The organism is Maricaulis sp., assembly GCF_030149425.1.
Lineage (GTDB): Bacteria > Pseudomonadota > Alphaproteobacteria > Caulobacterales > Maricaulaceae > Maricaulis.
Window position 1 is genome coordinate 1 of sequence record NZ_JASBRQ010000035.1, and the last position, 18,158, is coordinate 18,158.

The 18,158-nt window shown below is 62.2% G+C and carries 14 protein-coding genes; 4 read left to right on the top strand and 10 right to left on the bottom strand.

What is annotated here, in order from left to right; translation table 11 throughout:
* Window positions 1-51: 51 nt before the first annotated feature.
* Window positions 52-1,395, bottom strand: coding sequence for a flagellar protein export ATPase FliI (gene fliI, locus Q1V57_RS05145; RefSeq protein WP_366145084.1), 1,344 nt, complete (start codon window positions 1,393-1,395; stop codon window positions 52-54).
* Between the two features lie 319 nt (window positions 1,396-1,714).
* On the opposite strand from fliI, the gene Q1V57_RS05150 reads away from it, so the two are divergent.
* Both Q1V57_RS05150 and ctrA read left to right on the top strand, forming a co-directional pair.
* Window positions 1,715-3,154, top strand: a complete 1,440-nt coding sequence (locus tag Q1V57_RS05150; RefSeq protein ID WP_300528250.1) for a hypothetical protein — start codon at window positions 1,715-1,717, stop codon at window positions 3,152-3,154.
* 358 nt (window positions 3,155-3,512) lie between these two features.
* On the top strand, window positions 3,513-4,208 hold the full coding sequence (ctrA, locus tag Q1V57_RS05155; RefSeq protein ID WP_300528252.1) for a response regulator transcription factor CtrA: 696 nt from the start codon (window positions 3,513-3,515) through the stop codon (window positions 4,206-4,208).
* A gap of 142 nt (window positions 4,209-4,350) precedes the next feature.
* On the opposite strand, the gene Q1V57_RS05160 is transcribed toward ctrA, so the two are convergent.
* The 6 genes from Q1V57_RS05160 to chpT form a co-directional block, all read right to left on the bottom strand.
* A complete protein-coding gene (locus tag Q1V57_RS05160; RefSeq protein WP_300528254.1) occupies window positions 4,351-5,196 on the bottom strand; it encodes a protein-glutamate O-methyltransferase CheR in 846 nt (281 codons plus the stop codon).
* Window position 5,197: 1 nt separating this feature from the next.
* Entirely contained in the window at window positions 5,198-6,373 is a 1,176-nt protein-coding gene (locus tag Q1V57_RS05165; protein WP_300528256.1) for a chemotaxis response regulator protein-glutamate methylesterase, read from the bottom strand.
* An 11-nt stretch (window positions 6,374-6,384) separates the two neighbouring features.
* Complete coding sequence (locus Q1V57_RS05170) at window positions 6,385-6,759, bottom strand: response regulator (protein ID WP_300528258.1); 375 nt, start codon at window positions 6,757-6,759, stop codon at window positions 6,385-6,387.
* Window positions 6,760-6,772: 13 nt separating this feature from the next.
* Window positions 6,773-7,246 carry a chemotaxis protein CheW gene (locus tag Q1V57_RS05175; protein WP_300528260.1) on the bottom strand — a complete coding sequence of 158 codons (474 nt, stop codon included), beginning with the start codon at window positions 7,244-7,246 and terminating at the stop codon, window positions 6,773-6,775.
* Window positions 7,243-10,032 (bottom strand): chemotaxis protein CheW, encoded by a 2,790-nt coding sequence (locus tag Q1V57_RS05180; RefSeq protein ID WP_300528262.1) that lies wholly within the window; start codon window positions 10,030-10,032, stop codon window positions 7,243-7,245. Before Q1V57_RS05180 ends, Q1V57_RS05175 begins: the two co-directional genes overlap by 4 nt.
* Window positions 10,033-10,170: 138 nt before the next feature.
* Window positions 10,171-10,842 carry a histidine phosphotransferase ChpT gene (chpT, locus tag Q1V57_RS05185; protein ID WP_300528263.1) on the bottom strand — a complete coding sequence of 224 codons (672 nt, stop codon included), beginning with the start codon at window positions 10,840-10,842 and terminating at the stop codon, window positions 10,171-10,173.
* Between the two features lie 255 nt (window positions 10,843-11,097).
* Between chpT and Q1V57_RS05190 the strand changes: the two genes are divergently transcribed.
* Together Q1V57_RS05190 and Q1V57_RS05195 are read left to right on the top strand one after the other, a co-directional pair.
* Window positions 11,098-12,630, top strand: coding sequence for a peptidoglycan DD-metalloendopeptidase family protein (locus tag Q1V57_RS05190; protein ID WP_300528265.1), 1,533 nt, complete (start codon window positions 11,098-11,100; stop codon window positions 12,628-12,630).
* A 429-nt stretch (window positions 12,631-13,059) separates the two neighbouring features.
* On the top strand, window positions 13,060-13,494 hold the full coding sequence (locus tag Q1V57_RS05195; protein ID WP_300528267.1) for a glyoxalase superfamily protein: 435 nt from the start codon (window positions 13,060-13,062) through the stop codon (window positions 13,492-13,494).
* A 56-nt stretch (window positions 13,495-13,550) separates the two neighbouring features.
* On the opposite strand, the gene clpB is transcribed toward Q1V57_RS05195, so the two are convergent.
* The 3 genes from clpB to prmC form a co-directional block, all read right to left on the bottom strand.
* On the bottom strand, window positions 13,551-16,157 hold the full coding sequence (gene clpB, locus Q1V57_RS05200) for an ATP-dependent chaperone ClpB (protein WP_300528269.1): 2,607 nt from the start codon (window positions 16,155-16,157) through the stop codon (window positions 13,551-13,553).
* 214 nt (window positions 16,158-16,371) lie between these two features.
* Window positions 16,372-16,986 (bottom strand): DUF4167 domain-containing protein, encoded by a 615-nt coding sequence (locus tag Q1V57_RS05205; RefSeq protein WP_300528272.1) that lies wholly within the window; start codon window positions 16,984-16,986, stop codon window positions 16,372-16,374.
* A 225-nt stretch (window positions 16,987-17,211) separates the two neighbouring features.
* The gene (gene prmC / locus Q1V57_RS05210; RefSeq protein WP_300528274.1) at window positions 17,212-18,156 is read right to left on the bottom strand and encodes a peptide chain release factor N(5)-glutamine methyltransferase; all 945 of its coding nucleotides are present in this window, start codon (window positions 18,154-18,156) and stop codon (window positions 17,212-17,214) included.
* Window positions 18,157-18,158: the final 2 nt, after the last annotated feature.

Sequence of the window (18,158 nt, forward strand, 5' to 3'; positions counted from 1 at the left end):
GTTCTTCCACCTTGAACCGGGCCAGCCGGATCAAAGGTTCGTGCGAGCGTGTCATGACGCTACTCCTTCACCACCACCAAGTATCCCGGCCAGACTTGCGAATGTCGACGGAATGTCCGCCGCATCGTCTTTTGACTGGCCCAGGAACGCCTCCAACGGATCGTTGAGGGCGATTGCCCGGTCTACCGCCGGGTTTGATCCCTGAGTGTAAGCCCCCAGTCGGATCAATTCTTCCATATCGGCATAAGCCGACAAAACCTTCCTCGCCTCTGCCACCAGCGGCCGCTCATCCGGTTCGAAAACCTCTGGCGCCGTCCGGCTGACGGACTTCAAAACATCAATCGCCGGGTAGCGTCCGCGTTCTGCAATTGCCCGGCTCATCACCACGTGCCCGTCGAGAATCCCGCGAACGGCATCGGCGATCGGCTCGTTATGATCATCACCATCCACCAAAACAGTGAAAAGTCCGGTAATGGAGCCCTGTTTTCCGCCGTCCATGCGCTCAGGGCCCGGACCGGCGCGCTCAAGTAGCCGTGGTAATTCAGCAAATACCGATGGCGTATAACCGCGCGTGGTCGGCGGTTCGCCAGCCGCCAGCCCGATTTCGCGCTGTGCGAGGGCGAAACGGGTGACGGAATCCATCAGGCATAAAACATCCAGGCCCTGATCGCGGAAAAACTCGGACGCCGACAGGGTCAGATGGGCGGCCTGGCGCCGTGCCAGAGCCGGTGCATCGGAGGTCTCGGTGATGACCACCGAACGGGCCCGGCCTTCCGGCCCCAGCACATCCTCCACAAACTCGCGCGCTTCGCGGCCCCGCTCGCCGATCAGGCCGATGACGATGACATCGGCTTCACAGGCGCGGGCCAGCATCGACATCAGTACGGACTTGCCAACGCCGGAGCCTGCAAAAATACCCAGACGCTGCCCGCGCCGCATGGGTACAAACGCATTGAGAACCCGCACGCCCATATCCAGCCGGGTCCCGAGGCGGGCGCGGCCATGGGCACTCGGCGGATCCCCCTTGAGCGGATAGGGATGCGCCCCATCCATCAGGGGCGGACCATTATCGAGTGGACGGCCAAAGCCATCGAGGACGCGGCCGAGCCAGCTATTGGACGGACGCACCCGGGCCGGTTCCGGCTGCAGGCGAACCTTGGCCCCGGGCCGAACACCTTCAAGCGGGCCAAACGGCATCATCAGCGCGGTTTCCCCACGAAAGCCGACAATCTCGCATTCCGCCGGACCGCGCAGGGTCTCGATCACTGCATGCGCCCCCAGGCACAGACCGGCCTTGGGCCCTTCCGCTTCGATGAGCAGACCGTTGAGCGCTGTCACGCGGCCTTCCAGCACGCGGGCATCAGCTCGTTCAATGCGGTCGATGAGGCTTTGCATCATTGCCGTAAGGCACTCCTGGCGGGGTCTTGGCGCGGCGCCCAGACCCGATTCTCAAACACTTTAGCGCAACGCGGTTGCTCACGCGTAAACACCCGGCAATTTCTGCAGGGTGAAGTTTTTAAGGCGCCAGCGGTTCACAAGCGGGATATCGGCGCTATGTTCGCCGGCGAACTGGAGGGGCGTTCAATCGCGCATGAAAGTTCATGCCCGCCGATTGAACCTGGCCGGGTTTGATCCGCCACATCCTCCCAAATGTATCACTTCGCGGTGCGCCCGACGACGCTGCACCGCTACAAACGCTGACGGGAGACAGCCTATGCCGCCCGCCAAGTCCCGCACTCTCATCGCTGGTTCAAGGCCGAAAAAGAAAGCTGTCAGCCGGCAGCACAAGAGCAATCTTTACGGTCAGATCCGGGAAACCAAATTCCGCCGCTACATCCAGCATGACCTGGCTCAATACCAAGCCTATCTCGATGATGGCGGTGCCGCGATCTACTCTGCCGACGAGCTCAACGCGCTCGCCGATGCCGGTATTTCCGATCGCCTGCCGCCGCGCGCCACCGGGTATTATCTCGACCTGGCCAAGCGCTCGGAGGCCGTACGCAACCTGATCAAGGCGCGCCCGGAGGAGACCGATGACCTGTCCGGTGAGAGCGATCCGTCCAACCAGCTTTCCTACAGCCCGATCCCGGGCTTGCTGCACAAGTATGAGCTGGTCCTGCTGTACGTGGTCCGCACCTGTTCGGCCTGGTGCCGCTATTGCTACCGCTCTGATTTCCTCACCGGAAAGACGGAGAAGGACACCGCCTCGATCCATGAGATCGTCGACTACATCACCGGTCACAACAAAAAGGTCGACGCCGGCCTGACCTCGCGTCCGAAAATCCGCGAGGCCCTGTTGTCGGGCGGTGATCCGATGGTGTTGTCGAACCGCAATCTGTTCGACTACCTCAATGGCCTGGCGGAAGCCGGTCTCGACGTCATCCGCATCGGCACCAAGGAGCTCGCCTTCTTCCCCGAGCGCTTTGACGAGAATTTCTTCGCCATGCTGGACCTGTTCCATGAACTACACCCGCAGGTCCTGGTCTCATTCATGGTTCACTTCACCCACCCGGACGAGGTTCTGCTGCTCGACGAGGACGGTGGTTATTTCCACGACGAGCACGGGCGTCCTTTGCGCAATCCGAAGGTTGCCAAGGCTGTCAGCCAGCTTCGCGCCCGCTCCTTTGTGAATCTGGAAAACCAGACCCCGATCATCGATAGCGTCAATGATGATGTTGATGATCTGCGCCTGCTCCAGCGCGAGATGAAGCGCATGGGCATCAACAATCATTATTTCTTCCAGTGCCGCGAGATCGAGGGCCACCGCGCCTTTGCCGTACCGGTGGAAGAAGCCTTTGCCCTGCACCGTGAAAGCCAGCATGCCCTGTCAGGCATTGAGCGTTCACGTTTTGCGCTGTCTACCGAGGCCGGCAAAATGGAAGTGGTCGGCATGACCGATCCGCAGCCGCAATTGCGCGGCCTGATGGGCCCGCTTGGTGAGGCGCTGGCCGACGGTCTGATCATTTTCCGCCTGCACCGCACGCCCTATCAGGATCGCCAAGGCGATCTCGTTATCGCCCGCCGCAATCCGCAGGCTTTGTGGATCAGCGGCTATGAAGACCGCATCCTGTTTGACGGTCGTAAACAGGTCGCGGACGAGCAAATCGCGCCGCTCCTGGCCCTCGTCCAACCCGAATTGGTCGCGGCCGAGTAACCATCGAGCTGTGGAAAACCTGTTATCAACGGCTCGCAGCAGTCCCGCTGCGGGCCGTTTTCGTTGGAATCCGGCCCTGAAACTGCGCTTATTCAGCATACTTTATGCGCTTTATAATCTATAAGCGCGCCCCGATTTATACCGTATGATCAATGACCTCCGCACTAAACCCCGAATGGTTAACGCGGATTTCGAATCGGATCGTGTCAAGAAGGTTTCCGGGCACTGCGATTCCGGTACTCGGTCAAGGCGCAGTTAACTTTCGTTAAGGGTTTCCGCATAGCGTCCAAATAAGGTTAATTCAGAACTGAGGCCGGGCGCAGCGAGTCGCCTGGTATTTAAAACCGGAGGCGAACCAATGCGGGTTCTTCTTATTGAAGATGATCGGGCCACGGCCCAGTCCATCGAGCTGATGCTGAAATCAGAAGGTTTCAACATCTACACCACGGATCTGGGCGAAGAAGGCGTCGATCTGGGCAAGCTGTATGATTACGACATCATCCTGCTTGACCTGAACCTGCCCGACATGCCGGGCTTTGACGTGCTCAAGACGCTGCGCGTTTCCAAGGTCGACACGCCGATCCTGATCCTCACGGGTAATGCGGACATCGACAACAAGGTGCGCGGACTGGGCTGCGGCGCCGACGACTACATGACCAAGCCCTTCCACAAGGATGAGATGATCGCGCGCATCCACGCCATCGTCCGCCGTTCCAAGGGCCATTCCCAGTCTGTCATCCGCACCGGCGCCATCGCCGTCAATCTCGACGCCAAGACGGTCGAGGTCGAAGGCCAGCGCGTGCACCTGACGGGCAAGGAATACCAGATGCTCGAGCTGCTCTCCCTGCGCAAGGGTACGACGCTCACCAAGGAAATGTTCCTCAACCACCTCTATGGCGGCATGGACGAGCCGGAACTGAAGATCATCGACGTCTTCATCTGTAAGCTCCGCAAGAAGCTCGCAGCGGCCACCGATGGCGAACACCATATCGAAACCGTCTGGGGCCGCGGCTATGTGCTGCGCGATCCGGTTGAAGAAAAAGCCGCCTCCTAAAAACCGGCCTCATCTTCTGAAGAAAAGCCCGGGCTTCATGGCCCGGGCTTTTTCTTGCCTGACACACCGCGCTGGACGCCCCCATAGGAAAAGCCCGCTGGTGGTCCAGCGGGCTCTTTTCTTACTGATTGCAGGAGCAGCGTCAGGCTGCAGCGCTACGCTTGCCCGCAGCGGCGTCTGTACGGCCATAGAGGCCACGGCGACCCTCGACGGGCTCAAAGTCCTTGGACAGGCCGACAACCGTCTCAGCAGCGCCCATGATCAGATAACCGTCATTCGGTGTCTGCTTGGCGAGGCGTGCCAGGACCTGTTTCTTGGTTTCCGCGTCGAAATAGATCAGCACATTGCGGCAGAAGACGACGTCAAACGTGCCCATGGCGTTGAAGCTTTCCAGCAGGTTCTGCTTCTGGAAGGTCACCATCTGGCGAATATTCGGCTTGATGCGCCACTGATCGCCGGTCTGCTCGAAATGCCGGACCAGACGCTGAATAGCGAGACCACGCTGAACCTCGAACTGGGAATAGATGCCGGCCTTGGCCTTTTCCAGAACGCGCGGCGCCATATCGGTAGCCACGATATCGATCTTGAGATTGCCCAGGCGGGCACGCTCTTCGTCGAGCAGCATGGCCAGCGAATACGGCTCCTGACCAGAGGAACAGGCCGCGCACCAGATGCGGATCGATCCATTAAGGCCGCGGGCCCGCGCCAGATTGGGCAGAATATCCTGCTTGAACAGGTCAAACGGGGTGTTGTCCCGGAAGAAAAAGGTTTCATGCGTGGCCAGCGCTTCGGTGATACCCCAGAGCAGACGCTCGGAGCGGTCACGGCGGGCCGCAGCAATCAAAGCTTCGATAGAGGGATAACCTTCAGCACGCGCCAGCGGAGCCAGTCGGCTTTCCAGCAGATAGCCCTTGTCGGCCGACAGGACGAGGCCGGAACGCTTGAATGCTTCTGCGGCGACGAAGGTAATGTCGTCTTGTTTGATCATTTTACATCCCACCTTTCATCCGCTGGGCGACGGCTGTGCCGATCTCCGCCAGCGGCAGTATTTCGTCAGCCAGGCCAGCCTCGGCGACAGCGCCCGGCATACCCCAGACAACGCTGGTTTTTTCATCCTGGACGATCACGGTGCCGCCCATATTGCGGAGCGTACGTGCTCCATCCCGTCCGTCATGCCCCATGCCCGTCAGCACAACGCCAAGCGCTGCACCATTGGTGGCTTCGGCTACCGACTGAAACAGCGGGTCGACGGCCGGACGGCAGAAATTGATCGGCGGCGACTGGTCGAGGACGGCGTAAAAGCCCCCCGCATCCTTGCGCACCGTCAGGTGAAAATCGCCCGGGGCGATATAGAGGGTACCGGGAGCGAGACGCTCCTTGTCGGCCGCTTCCTTACACTGAATTTTGCCCGCCTTGGTCAGGTGTTCAGCCAGGATCTTGGTGAACAGGGCCGGCATGTGCTGTGCCAGCACCATCGGTGCACGGGCGTCGCCCGGAATTTTCTCAATCACATCACGCAGGGCCTGAGGACCACCGGTAGAGGAGCCGATGGCAATGATCTCGGGCTTGCCGCGCATGCGGGTTACCGGGCCACGGCCGGCCGGCGCTTGGGTCAGCGGGCGACGTGCGGCCGGCGCTGCCGGAGCAGACGGCGCGGAGCTCGGGCGCAATGTACGGGCCACTGGCGCTGCGGGACGAATATCCCGCGAAGACGGAACCGGCGGGATCGGCCGCGGCGCGAGCGCCTTGAGCTTGCCCAGAAGTGACTGACGGAATTCTTCAGCCCCGGCGAGACGACCGGCTTGCGGTTTCGGCGTGTAATCGGCTGCGCCCATGGACAGCGCACGGATAGTGACCTCACCGCCCCTGCGGGTCAGCGTGGACGCCATCACGATCTTACAGCTCGGCACCGCCTTGAGGAGCAATGGCAGGGCCGCAAGCCCGTCCATTTTCGGCATTTCGACGTCGAGGACGATCAGATCGGGCTTGAGTTCCTTGGCCTTGGCCAAGCCCTGCTCTCCGTCCACGGCAGAGCCGACGAGGGAAAGATCACTGTCTTCCTCGATCCAGCGCGTCATCAGACCGCGCGCAACCGCGCTGTCGTCGACGACGAGCACCCTGGCGATAGATTGGCTGGCCGCAGAAGAAGAGGCGAGTCCTGACATGGTCGCCCCCCTTAAGAAGCTCGCAACAGACCTGTCTGTTGGAATTTCGATTCAATGATGTCGCCATCGAACGGCTTCATCACGTACTCGTCAGCACCGGCGCGGAGCGCTTCGGTAATGTGAGACATGTCGTTCTCAGTCGTGCAGAACACAACGACCGGCTGATCACCGGTTTCCTCGCGGCGCAACGCCTTGACGAAATCGAGGCCATTCATGACCGGCATGTTCCAGTCCAGCAGCACCGCATCCGGCATCTGCTTGCGGCAGGCTTCCAGCGCTTCGGCGCCATCGGCGGCTTCGACGCATTCGAAGCCGATTTCTTCGATTATTTTCCGCGCAACTTTTCGAATGACGCGGGAATCATCAACGACCAAACAGGTTTTCATCCACTCTACTCCCCTAGGCCGCTTCGTGTCCTGCCGCGCTTCCGATCACGGCGGAGACGTCGAGAACAGCCAGTAGTTCTTTCTCCAGTCGGTGCACGCCGGTCACCATGGAACGCCAGCTGGCGTCGACATGCGCAGGAACCGGTTCCAGCTCTGCGCGAGGGCGGCGAAGCACTTCACCGACACTGTCCACGATTAATCCAAAGATTTCGCTACCACGCTCGACACCAAGTGCCATTCCCGTCTCATCAGCGGAACGCGGCGGCAGACCCAGGCGGGTCCGGGCATCAATCGCGGTGACAATACGGCCGCGCAGATTGAGCAGACCGGCCACTTCAGACGGAGAACGCGGGACCGAGGTCACCGATTGCGGCGTGAAGACTTCACGGATCGCATTGACCGGGGCGCCGAACAGCTGATCGCCGATACGAACAGAGACGTATTCGTTGATTTCTTCGGTACCGAGCTCGGAACTATCGTTGCTCATGCCGCTTTCTCCTCTTGAGAAACTTCGTCCAGGGTTGCGATCAGGGCGCTGCGGTCAGATCGCGGCAGCACCGCGGTGAGACCTTCGGCCTGGGTGTCTTCCGGCCAGTCGGTCACGGCGATGGTCGGCAGATCCGGCCAATAGCCCTGAGCCCGGATCCGGTCGAGCGCAGCCGGGTCACCGACCAGCGCATCGAATTGGTCGTCCGCCTCGGCGATACGCTGCACTTCGTGCATGCCGCCGGCCGGAGTGACGTCATAACCGGCAGCCGCCAGGAGCGGTGCGATCATGCGGCGGGTAAAGGCATCGGCATCGACCAGGAGCAGGCGACGACGGCGCTGCGAGCTACGACGCTGCACATCACCGGCACGCGACTGATCGAGATACCAGGCGATATCGACGACATCGGTCGCCTTGCCCTTGATGATGGCGGATCCGATAACGCCCTGGCGATCAGAACCCATCTGCAGGTCGACGCGCTCTTCGACCACATCGACAATCTCGTCGACGGCCAGGCCAATCGAGGTGTGGTTCTCGGAGAAGACCAGGACCGGCTGGCGCTGCCCTTCGGCGCACTGCATCTGGGCCCCCATCGGCACGATCGGCATGAGGCGGCCACGATACTGGACCACATCACGGTCGTTGGTGCGTTCGATGGTCGCCGGATCGAATTCTTCCAGGCGGGTAACCAGGGAGAGCGGAACCGCTTTCGGCTCCTCGCCGCCAGCGCGTACCAGCAGCAGTCTTTGAGTCTCTTGCACTTCGCTGACCTTGGTCGCTTCGGCCTCGGCCGTGGCTTCATCATCCATGGTGGAGATGATCTCACCGGCCAAACCGTTCGGATCGAGGATCATGATGACCGAGCCGTCGCCCAGAATGGTGGCGCCGGAATAGGCCTGCACGCCGCGCAGGCTTTCCGAGAGCGGCTTGACCACGATCTCTTCGGTGTCGAGGACATTGTCGACCACGAGGCCGACATTGCGTCCGCCGGCATCGAGAACGACGACGAAGGCGGCGGTTTCTTCCGTGTCGAGGCGGTCACCGACGCCGAGCACTTCGTGCAGATCGACGATCGGCATCAGGCGATCACGCAGACGCATGACGCGGGCCTCGTTGAGGGTTTCGACAGAATGCTCGGACCCGGCACCGACGCGGACCAGCTCGCGAACCGCCAGTTGCGGGATCGCGAAACGCTGATCCTGGCAACCGATGATCAGGGCCGAGACAATGGCCAGGGTGAGCGGGATCTTGATCGAGAAATGCGTCCCGCGACCGGCATGGGAGGAGACGTCCACGACGCCGCCAATCTGCTCGATATTGGTACGCACTACGTCCATGCCGACACCGCGGCCGGACAGGTTGGTGACTTTCGCTGCCGTGGAGAAGCCCGCTGCAAAGATGAAGCGGTGGATTTGCTGCTCGGTCAGGCGCGACACTTCTTCGGTCGTCGTCAGACCCTTTTCGATCGCCTTCTCGGCAATCCGCTTGGTGTCGAGGCCTTTGCCGTCATCGGCAATGGAAATGATGATATGGCCGCCCTCATGATAGGCGGAGAGCTTGATCGTGCCCTTCTCCGGCTTTCCTGCCTGAACACGGTCAGCCGGCATTTCCAGGCCATGGTCGGCGGAGTTGCGGACCATGTGGGTGAGCGGATCCTTGATCAGCTCGAGTACCTGGCGATCCAGCTCGGTCTCATTGCCGTCCATCACCAGCTCGATCTTCTTGCCGAGCTCGGTGGACACATCACGGACAATCCGGGGCAGTTTGCGCCAAGCGTCGCCGATCGGCTGCATACGCGTCTTCATGACGCCGTCCTGCAGCTCGCCGGTGACAGCGGACAGACGCTGCAGCGGACCTTTGATTTCGTCGTCTTCGATACCGCGAACGGTCTGCATTAGCTGGTTACGGGTCAGCACCAGCTCGGAGACCGTGGTCATCAGCGCTTCCAGCACGTCGACGCCAACGCGGACCGTCTGCTGCACGCGCGGACCACCTTCGCCTCCGGCAGCGGCATCATTGCCGGACAGTTCGGCCACAGCAGTCTGCAGCGCCTCTTCAGCGCTCATGTCTTCGGTGATGATATTCGGCGGGGCCATGCCCGGATCCGGCTCTGCCGAGGCGAAGGCGGCTTCCAGCTCAGCAGTGGAGACTTCACCCGGGCGGATCTCGCGGCCCAGCTCCGGATCGAAATCGCCGACGCCCAGCGGCGCTGCGGTCTCGGCCACCGGCTCTTCGGCCGGAGCGTCCGGCTCAACACCTTCAACTTCGGTATTCTGGAATGCTGCTTCCAGGTCAGCGAGGGACACTTCACCCGGGCGCAGTTCACGGCCCAGATCAACGTCAAAGCCCTCGGGAACTTCCGGCTCGGCCGGGGCTTCCGGTTCAGCAACAGCAGCCGGCTCCTGCGCAACGCCCATGGCGGCATCTTCCAGGCGCTTGATCAGCGGCTTGTCGTCACCGGCCGGCTCAACACCGGTATTTTCCAGCGCGTCCAGCAGAACCTTGATCTGGTCAATCGACTCAAGAACCAGGGTCACCATCGGCGGCGTCACCTTGAGCTCGCCATCGCGGAACTTGCCCAGCAGGGTCTCGCCGGCATGTGCGACCGCTTCCAGGCGCGGCAGGCCGAGGAAGCCGCACGTGCCTTTCACGGTGTGCAGAAGGCGGAAGATGTTGTCGAGGATGGCCCGGTCATCCGGGTTGTTCTCAAACCGCACCAGTTCGGAGTCGATGACGTCCAGGCTTTCTGCAGTCTCGGTCAGAAACTCGCTGATAAGATCATCCATGGCAGGTCCCGTCATTGTGGCGTGTGCACCCATTGGTGCGAAATCGGCCACGAACCTGACATGTGCTTGGTTAACGGACTGTTGGCTCAACGAAACCAAACAGCCCTCATTCAGTTATAGGATATGAGCTGGCCCGGATTAGCCAATCATACCTTCCGGCGCATCAACCAGGGCGGCGAATTCAACCCGCTCCTCATCGACCCGTCCGGACACGCGACCACCTGCAGTGCGCGCGATCAGACCGGTATAAAACGGCTGGATAGACCGGCCATCGAGGCCATTTTCCGGAATACCGCCATCCAGCGCCACACCGGCCGCTTCTTCCAGGCGCGCGCGCGGACCTTCAGAGACCACACGGATGCGGGCATTGCCGCCATTATCGGTGGCCTCAATGGTCACCGTACCGCCGCGCGGGGCCGCATCGACGCCCATGATGGCGAGATTCAGCAACAGGCGGGCCGAGGTCTTTTCCAGTCCTGCCGCCTCGACCTTCCAGACGATTTGCGGCTTGACCGCCGAGAACATCGCCTCGGTCAGACGCTGCAGCTCGCGCGTATCAAGCATGGCCGGCGCTGAACCGCCGGCCCCGAAGGCCAGGCGTGCAAATTCCAGCTTGGCCTGGGCCTGGCGTGCACTTTCGCGCACCAGCTCCATCGCATCATCGTGCATGTCAGAGGAGTCTTGATCATCAAGCACGCTGAGCGCTGCACCGAGCGCAGACACCGGGCTGACAAGATCGTGGCACAGGCGCGCGCAAAGCAGGGCGGCGAGTTGGTCGGAGGCCAGTTCGGCAGGAAGTTCAGCTGTCATGGCGCTACCGATACACGATTCTTCCCCGCAAGAGCGCGTTTTGACATCTGTGCAGCAATTTCCAGCGTGGAAAGGACTTGGCAACCGGATCAGCACAGGACATGATTCGGGACGGGTCGGGGGGCCGTCTTGCACGGTAACGCACTGGCAATGCGAAACGGTGCGGTACTTGCTAGAGCCAGCGTGTCTGCTTAATGCAAGCGATTGCCGAAACAGACGTGTCCGAATGTGACCGACCGGAGTATCGACAAAGCGATGTCAGGATTTGATGTAACCCGAGCCGACAAGCACCGCGCCCGCGGCGTTGTCGCCTTCGCCAGTCTGAGCCTGTCCACGGCGCTGCTCTTTGCGCTGCTGTCGACGCAAAACAGTTCCAGCGAAGCTGCCAGCCTGGACACGTCAGAACCGATTATCGCCACCGCCGCCCTCGCTGCCAGTGAAGCCGCAACGGCCAGCGGCACCGAACTGGAAAGCGCCCTGACCGCAGAGGCTGCACCGTCCGAGCCCGTCCTGGAACGCTCAACAGCACCCGCCGCCAGCGCGCTTTATAATCAACACTTCGTCTATGCCGCCGTCGCCGACGCCGCCGCCCTCGACGCCGCCGCTTTCCGCGATTGCTCCAGCTGTGCCACCATCATCCAGGTTGAGCGCCGTGTGCCCCGCGGCGGCACGCTGGCCGGCGTGCTCGAAGATGCCGGTATCGGCAATGTCGAAGCCGCGCGCGCCATTGCTGCGCTTGGTAATGTCTTCAACCTGCGCCAGCTTCGCGCCGGTCAGAGCATCAATCTTTATCTGGAGACACGCCCGGAAGAGAGCCGCGACGTGGCCCTCAACGGCCTCTCCTTCCGCCCCGATGTCGATCGCGCCATCACCGTCGCACGGACCTTCGGTGATGAATTCCGCGCCCGCGAGACCATTGCCGAGTTCGAGGTCGAGATGGCCCGCGCCAGCGGTACGATCTCGCAATCCCTCTATGTCGACGCGCTCGATGCGGGCGCCACAGACCGTGTCGTGGTCGAACTGGCAGGCGTGCTGGCCTATGCCATCGATTTCCAGCGCTCGATCCGCGCCGGCGATGAGTTCGATATCCTGTTCGAACGCCATATCGATGATGAAGGCAATACGGCCCGCACCGGCGATATTCTCTATGCCCGCTATGCCGGCCGCGGCGAGCCCAAGGAATTCTTCCGCTATGAAACGGAAGACGGCATTATCGGCTATTATTCCGGCGATGGCGCCAGCGCCCAGCGCCTTCTGATGCTGACCCCGATCAATGGCGCGCGCCTGTCTTCGCATTTCGGCCGGCGCCGCCACCCGATCCTGGGCTATACCCGCAATCATAACGGCACCGATTTCGCCGCTCCGACCGGCACACCGATCTTCGCCGCCGGTAATGGCGTCGTCCTGCGTGCCAACCGTTTCGGCAGTTTCGGCAATTATATCCGCCTGCGTCATGCCAATGGCTATGAGACGGCCTATGCCCACCTGAACGGCTTTGCCCGCGGCATCCGCTCCGGCACGCGTGTGACCCAGGGCCAGGTGATCGGTTATGTCGGCACCACTGGCCGCTCCACCGGCCCGCACCTGCATTATGAAGTCCACCATAATGGCCGCCCGGTGAACCCGATGACGCTGGACCTGCCGACCGGCCGCCAGCTCAATGCCGACGAGATCCCGCTGTTTGAAGCGGAACGCGACCGTATCCTGGCGATCCGCGACGGCGCCGTCGACGCCCGCTCGGGCGAGGCCCCGATCATGGCCGACGCGTCCAACGGCGGCGCGCAGTAGTCACTGACACAAGTCCGGCACCGCCGTTCCGTACCTGGCCCAAGCACCAACCCTACGCATACCGCCGGGCTCCTCCGCGGCGGGGGAGCTGCGCTTCAGACCTCAGGGCTCAAGGTCTGAGGGGGGAAGGGCAAGGTATAGCGCTTGCCCTCACGTCCCCCCTCCGCCCCTTCGGGACACCTCCCCCGCCCGCGGGGGAGGCCGGCATTCCTTATCCTTCACCGACGCACAAAGCGCACCATTGATCTTTCCCGCGCTGATCCCTAAATAGACGCCCGGCCCCGGACTGCCTGCCGCTCGCGCGCCTTTTGGCGATGGTGAAAGCCCGGAGATACATCCTTCTCTCATCGCGACAGCGACATGCGGAGATGATGGCAAGGCGAGCCCCGTCACGAAGACCTGCATGCCCTGTAACGCATGAGGAAGACGATGTCTGAAACCCTTACCCTGCCCGATCGTGCCACGGCGAAAGCCCTGGCCAAGCGCTTGCGCCAATCCCTCGTCGCCGAGGGCAATTTCGTCAGCCATGGCGAAGCCCTCGAACTGACGGCGAAACAGTTTGGCTATCGCGACTGGAATACGCTCAGCGCCAGGCTCGACCATACCGTTCCGCGCCCGCTCAGCGTCGGCGGCCGTGTCACCGGTCATTATCTCGGCCACGCTTTCACCGGCACCCTGCTGGGTCTGCAGGTGATGAAAGGCGAGCGGCGCCAGGTTGTGATCGAATTCGATCAACCGATCGATGTGGTCGCCTCCGAGCACTTCTCCTCCCACCGCCGCCGGGTCTCCGGCGTGCTGGAACGCAATGGCGCCAGCTGGGACAAGACCAGTGACGGTCAACCCGTGCTCGAGCTGGATCTGTAACAAGAAAGGGGCCGGTCTTAACTGGCCCCTTTTTTATCTGGCAAGGCTCAAGAGCCTCAATTCACCACCGCGCTCTCCGGCACTTTCTCACCGACGGCGAGGCCGTTGATGACCAGCACGCCGGCTTCAGCGGTGACGCGGATTTCATCGCCATCCTTGATCGAACCTTCCAGCAGCAGACGGGCCAGCGGATCCTGGACCTCTTTCTGGATCACGCGCTTCAAGGGCCGCGCACCATAGGCCGGGTCGAAGCCCTTGGTGGCGAGCCAGTCGCGGGCGGCCTGGTCGAGCTCGATCGTCATGCGGCGGTCTTCCAACAGGCCGGCCAGACGGCCGAGCTGGATGTCGACAATCGCGCCCATATGCTCCGGCTTGAGCTTGGAGAAGAGAATGGTCTCATCGATCCGGTTGAGGAATTCCGGCCGGAAGTGACCGCGCACCACGGCCATCACCCCGTCACGGGCCTCATTGACGTCCTCAACCAGCTGCAAATGCTCGGAACCGAGATTGGAGGTCATGATGATGATCGTATTGCGGAAATCGACTGTGCGCCCCTGCCCGTCAGTGAGACGGCCATCATCGAGCACCTGCAGGAGCACGTTGAAGACATCGGCATGGGCTTTCTCGACCTCGTCGAGCAGCACGACCTGGTAGGGCCGGCGGCGTACCGCTTCGGTCAGCGCCCCGCCCTCTTCATAACCGACATAGCCCGGAGGCGCGCCGATCATGCGGGCGACGGAGTGTTTCTCCATATATTCCGACATATCCAGCCGGCTCACCGCCGTCTCGTCATCGAACAGGAATTCCGCCAGCGCCTTGGTCAGCTCGGTCTTGCCGACCCCGGTGGGCCCGAGGAAGAGGAAAGAGCCGATTGGGCGATTGGGGTCTTTCAGGCCGGCACGCGCCCGGCGCACAGCGTCGGAGACGGCGACCAGCGCTTCGCCTTGCCCGACAACACGGCCGCGCAACGCCTCTTCCATGCGCAGGAGTTTTTCGCGTTCACCCTCGAGCATTTTATCGACCGGAACCCCGGTCCAGCGCGAAACAACATGGGCGATCTGCTCCTCGTCGACGACTTCCTGCACCATTGAGCCAGCATCGCCCTGGCTTTCCGCTTCCACCAGCTTGCGCTCGAGTTCCGGGAGCTGGCCGTATTTCAACTCGGAGGCCCGGGCGAGATCGCCGCGGCGTTCCGCGTCGAGCAATTCCTGACGCACACGGTCGAGGCTTTCCTTGATCGTGGTGGCCGAGGCCAGCTTGTCCTTCTCGGCACGCCAGGCCGCGGTCAGCTCGGCGGAACGGCTTTCCAGCTCGGCAATTTCCTTGCCGAGATTGTCCAGCCGCTCTTTCGAGGCGTCATCGCTTTCCTTCTTCAGCGCTTCCGCCTCGATCTTGAGCTGGATGGCGCGGCGATCGATCTCGTCGAGTTCTTCCGGCTTGCTGTCGACCTGCATGCGCAGACGCGAAGCGGCCTCGTCCATCAGGTCGATGGCCTTGTCCGGTAAGAAACGGTCGGTGATGTAGCGGTTGGACAGGTTGGCCGCCGAGACGATGGCGCTGTCGGCGATGCGCACCCCGTGGTGCACCTCATACTTTTCCTTCAGACCGCGCAGGATGGAGACCGTGTCCTCAATGGTCGGCTCTTCCACCATGACCGGCTGGAAGCGACGGGCCAGGGCCGCGTCTTTTTCGACATGCTTGCGGTACTCATCCAGCGTGGTGGCGCCGACACAGTGCAGCTCACCGCGCGCCAGGGCCGGCTTCAAGAGATTGGAGGCATCCATGGCGCCATCGGTCTTGCCGGCGCCGACCAGGGTATGCATCTCGTCGATGAAGAGGATGATCTCGCCATTGGCGCTCTCGACCTCGCCGAGCACGGCCTTGAGGCGCTCCTCGAACTCGCCGCGATATTTCGCACCGGCGATCAGCGCGCCCATATCAAGTGCAAGCAGGCGCTTGTCCTTAAGGCTTTCAGGCACATCGCCATTGACGATGCGCAAGGCCAGACCTTCGGCGATGGCGGTCTTGCCGACGCCCGGTTCACCGATCAGGACCGGGTTATTCTTGGTCCGGCGCGAGAGCACCTGGATGGCGCGGCGGATCTCCTCATCACGGCCAATAACCGGATCGAGCTTGCCCTCACGCGCCACCTCGGTGAGGTCGCGGGCATATTTCTTCAGCGCCTCATAACTGTCTTCCGCCGACTGGCTGTCAGCCGTGCGTCCGGCGCGCAGATCATTGACGGCGGAGTTCAGCGCCTGGGGCGTCACGCCGGAGGCTTTGAGCGCATCAAAGGCCTTGTTGTCAGGGGTGAGGCTGAGGCCCTGCAATATGCGTTCGGCGGAGACGAATTGATCGCCCGCTTTCTTGGCCGCGTCTTCAGCGGCCTGGAATACACGGGCGGTGGCCGGAGCGAGATAGAGCTTGCCCTCGCCGCCCTCGACCTTGGGCAGGGCAGCCAGCGCCTGGTCCACGGCATCGCTGACCTGGCGGATACGCCCGCCAGCGGCCTGGATCAGATTGCTGGCCAGGCCGGTTTCATCATCCAGGAGCGCCCTGAGAATATGTTCGGGTGCGAATTGCTGATGGCTCGACTTCAGCGCCAGCCCCTGGGCCGCTTGCACAATCGTGCGGGCGCGGTCGGTATAGGTCTCAAAATCCATATCGATCTCCCATTAATGGCGAGACTTGAGCGACTTACCGCCTTGATCAAGCACGGTGCGCCGCCTTCATGAGCCATGTAGGTGTGGCGAAGAGGCCACACAAGGGGCCGGGGAAAGCAAATTCCGCGACAATTTCGCACCCTGCCTTGCAGGCATGAAAAAACCCGCATGGTGACTACCACGCGGGTCTTTCAATTTACCTGCCAGTTTGGGCTCAGGCCGCTTCGTTTTCCGAATCGGATCCTTCCGACGGCGTCGCATCGGCGTTCTCGGACGATGCCTCGGCAGCGCCCTCATCGCTGGACTGACGCGGGCGGCGCGGGCGGCGGGTGCGACGGCGCGGGGCGTTTTCCTCACCCTCACCGGCTTCAGCGCTGGGCGCTTCGCCGTCGGAAGCGGCGTCACCTTCCGGGGTTACAACGCCGAGCGGATCGGCGCCATCCTCGGAGCTCGTATCGGCTTGCGGGGCGTCACCGCCGCGACGGCGATTATTACGGCCACGGCCACGGCCGCGCTCTTCGCGCTGCGGCTGCTGCTCGCCCTCGCCATCCTCGCCCTGCGCCTCGGTATTCTCGGCGCCGTCTTCGGCTTCCGGATCGCGCTTCGGCTGGTTGGCCTGGACGATGCGAAAATAGTGCTCGGCGTGCTGGTACAGATTTTCTGCCCGCACCCGGTCGCCCGACGACGTCGCATCGCGCGCCAGGGTCAGGTATTTTTCGTAGATCTGAGAGGCATTGCCGCGGATTTTCACTTCCGGGCCATTGCTTTCGTAAGACCGGTTTGCGGGATTACCACCCGATTTCCGACCTCGACCGCGCTGACGCTTCATCTCGTCTTCCCTGTGTCCAGCCTGTGTCCAGCTTTCCCGGCTTGCGGACAATTCTCCGCAGCCTCGCTGCCAATGTGCAGATACTCATCTATGCGCCCTGCGCACTGGAGGTGTTGAATTGGCCGGATCAATCAGGTGGCCTATCCGGCCGCGCTCATCCCCAGAGTGGCGCGATCCACCTGATAGCCGGAACCTAGACCGAGACCCCCGGCTTTCCAAGCCCTTTTAGCCGTTTGTGCTTACCACTGCGCCAAAAACGACACGGTCATGCCCGGCCAGATCGCGTTTCACACCGGTCTCGACCAGGCCGGCCTGATCGAACAAGTCGGCCACCACCTCGCCTTGGTCATATCCGATCTCCACCGCCACCAGTCCACCAGGACGCACAATGCGCACCGCATCCGCCAACAGGGCGCGGTAATCGCGCAGACCATCCGGCCCGCCATCCAGCGCTCGGCGCGGTTCGAACCGGCGCACTTCCGGAGCCAGTTCGCGCCAGACATCGGTGCGGATATAGGGCGGATTGGAGACCAGGATATCCACGCTTTCAGGAGCCAGGGCGGCGCCCCAGCTGCCCTCGACAAAGTGCGCCCGGTCATCCAGCCCGCAACGGCGTGCATTCTGGCCGGCAACGTCCAGCGCGGCCGCGCTGATATCGACACCGGTGCCGGTCCATTGCGTCCGTTCACTGAGCAGAGCCAACAAAAGCGCCCCCGAACCCGTGCCGAGATCGGCCAGATTCGCCACCGCAGGCCCGCACTTTTCCAACACCAACTCCACCAAAGTCTCACTGTCAGCACGCGGAGTGAGCACGTCTTCGGTGACCTGCAGGTCCAGGGTCCAGAAGGGCTGGCTGCCCAGGACTTGCGACAACGGCCGGCGATCCAGTCGCTGCCAGGCGAGATCCGCGAGCCAGCTCATCTGCTGCCAGGAACACAGCGCCGGGTCGGCGACAGCGTCGGCATAGCTGGCCGGGGCGAGGACATGGGCGAGCAGGAAACGGGTATCGCTGCCGGCCTCTTCAATCCCGGCCGCGCTAAGGCGTTCGATCAGATCCGCCCGTATTTGCGGCAAGGACAGGCCGGCCCAGGCATCACGCAAGGGCTTGGACGCGCTGGCTTCAAACACCGTGCGGGCGTCGGCTACCATTTTCTCGAACGGGTCGGACATGG

Coding starts and splice junctions, on each gene's coding strand:
- clpB (WP_300528269.1), bottom strand. CDS start 16,157: ATGGATTTTGAGACCTATACCGACCGCGCCCGCACGATTGTGCAAGCG.
- Q1V57_RS05180 (WP_300528262.1), bottom strand. CDS start 10,032: ATGGATGATCTTATCAGCGAGTTTCTGACCGAGACTGCAGAAAGCCTG.
- Q1V57_RS05205 (WP_300528272.1), bottom strand. CDS start 16,986: ATGAAGCGTCAGCGCGGTCGAGGTCGGAAATCGGGTGGTAATCCCGCA.
- Q1V57_RS05170 (WP_300528258.1), bottom strand. CDS start 6,759: ATGAAAACCTGTTTGGTCGTTGATGATTCCCGCGTCATTCGAAAAGTT.
- chpT (WP_300528263.1), bottom strand. CDS start 10,842: ATGACAGCTGAACTTCCTGCCGAACTGGCCTCCGACCAACTCGCCGCC.
- Q1V57_RS05150 (WP_300528250.1), top strand. CDS start 1,715: ATGCCGCCCGCCAAGTCCCGCACTCTCATCGCTGGTTCAAGGCCGAAA.
- Q1V57_RS05165 (WP_300528256.1), bottom strand. CDS start 6,373: ATGTCAGGACTCGCCTCTTCTTCTGCGGCCAGCCAATCTATCGCCAGG.
- Q1V57_RS05175 (WP_300528260.1), bottom strand. CDS start 7,246: ATGAGCAACGATAGTTCCGAGCTCGGTACCGAAGAAATCAACGAATAC.
- Q1V57_RS05160 (WP_300528254.1), bottom strand. CDS start 5,196: ATGATCAAACAAGACGACATTACCTTCGTCGCCGCAGAAGCATTCAAG.
- Q1V57_RS05195 (WP_300528267.1), top strand. CDS start 13,060: ATGTCTGAAACCCTTACCCTGCCCGATCGTGCCACGGCGAAAGCCCTG.
- fliI (WP_366145084.1), bottom strand. CDS start 1,395: ATGCAAAGCCTCATCGACCGCATTGAACGAGCTGATGCCCGCGTGCTG.
- Q1V57_RS05190 (WP_300528265.1), top strand. CDS start 11,098: ATGTCAGGATTTGATGTAACCCGAGCCGACAAGCACCGCGCCCGCGGC.
- ctrA (WP_300528252.1), top strand. CDS start 3,513: ATGCGGGTTCTTCTTATTGAAGATGATCGGGCCACGGCCCAGTCCATC.
- prmC (WP_300528274.1), bottom strand. CDS start 18,156: ATGTCCGACCCGTTCGAGAAAATGGTAGCCGACGCCCGCACGGTGTTT.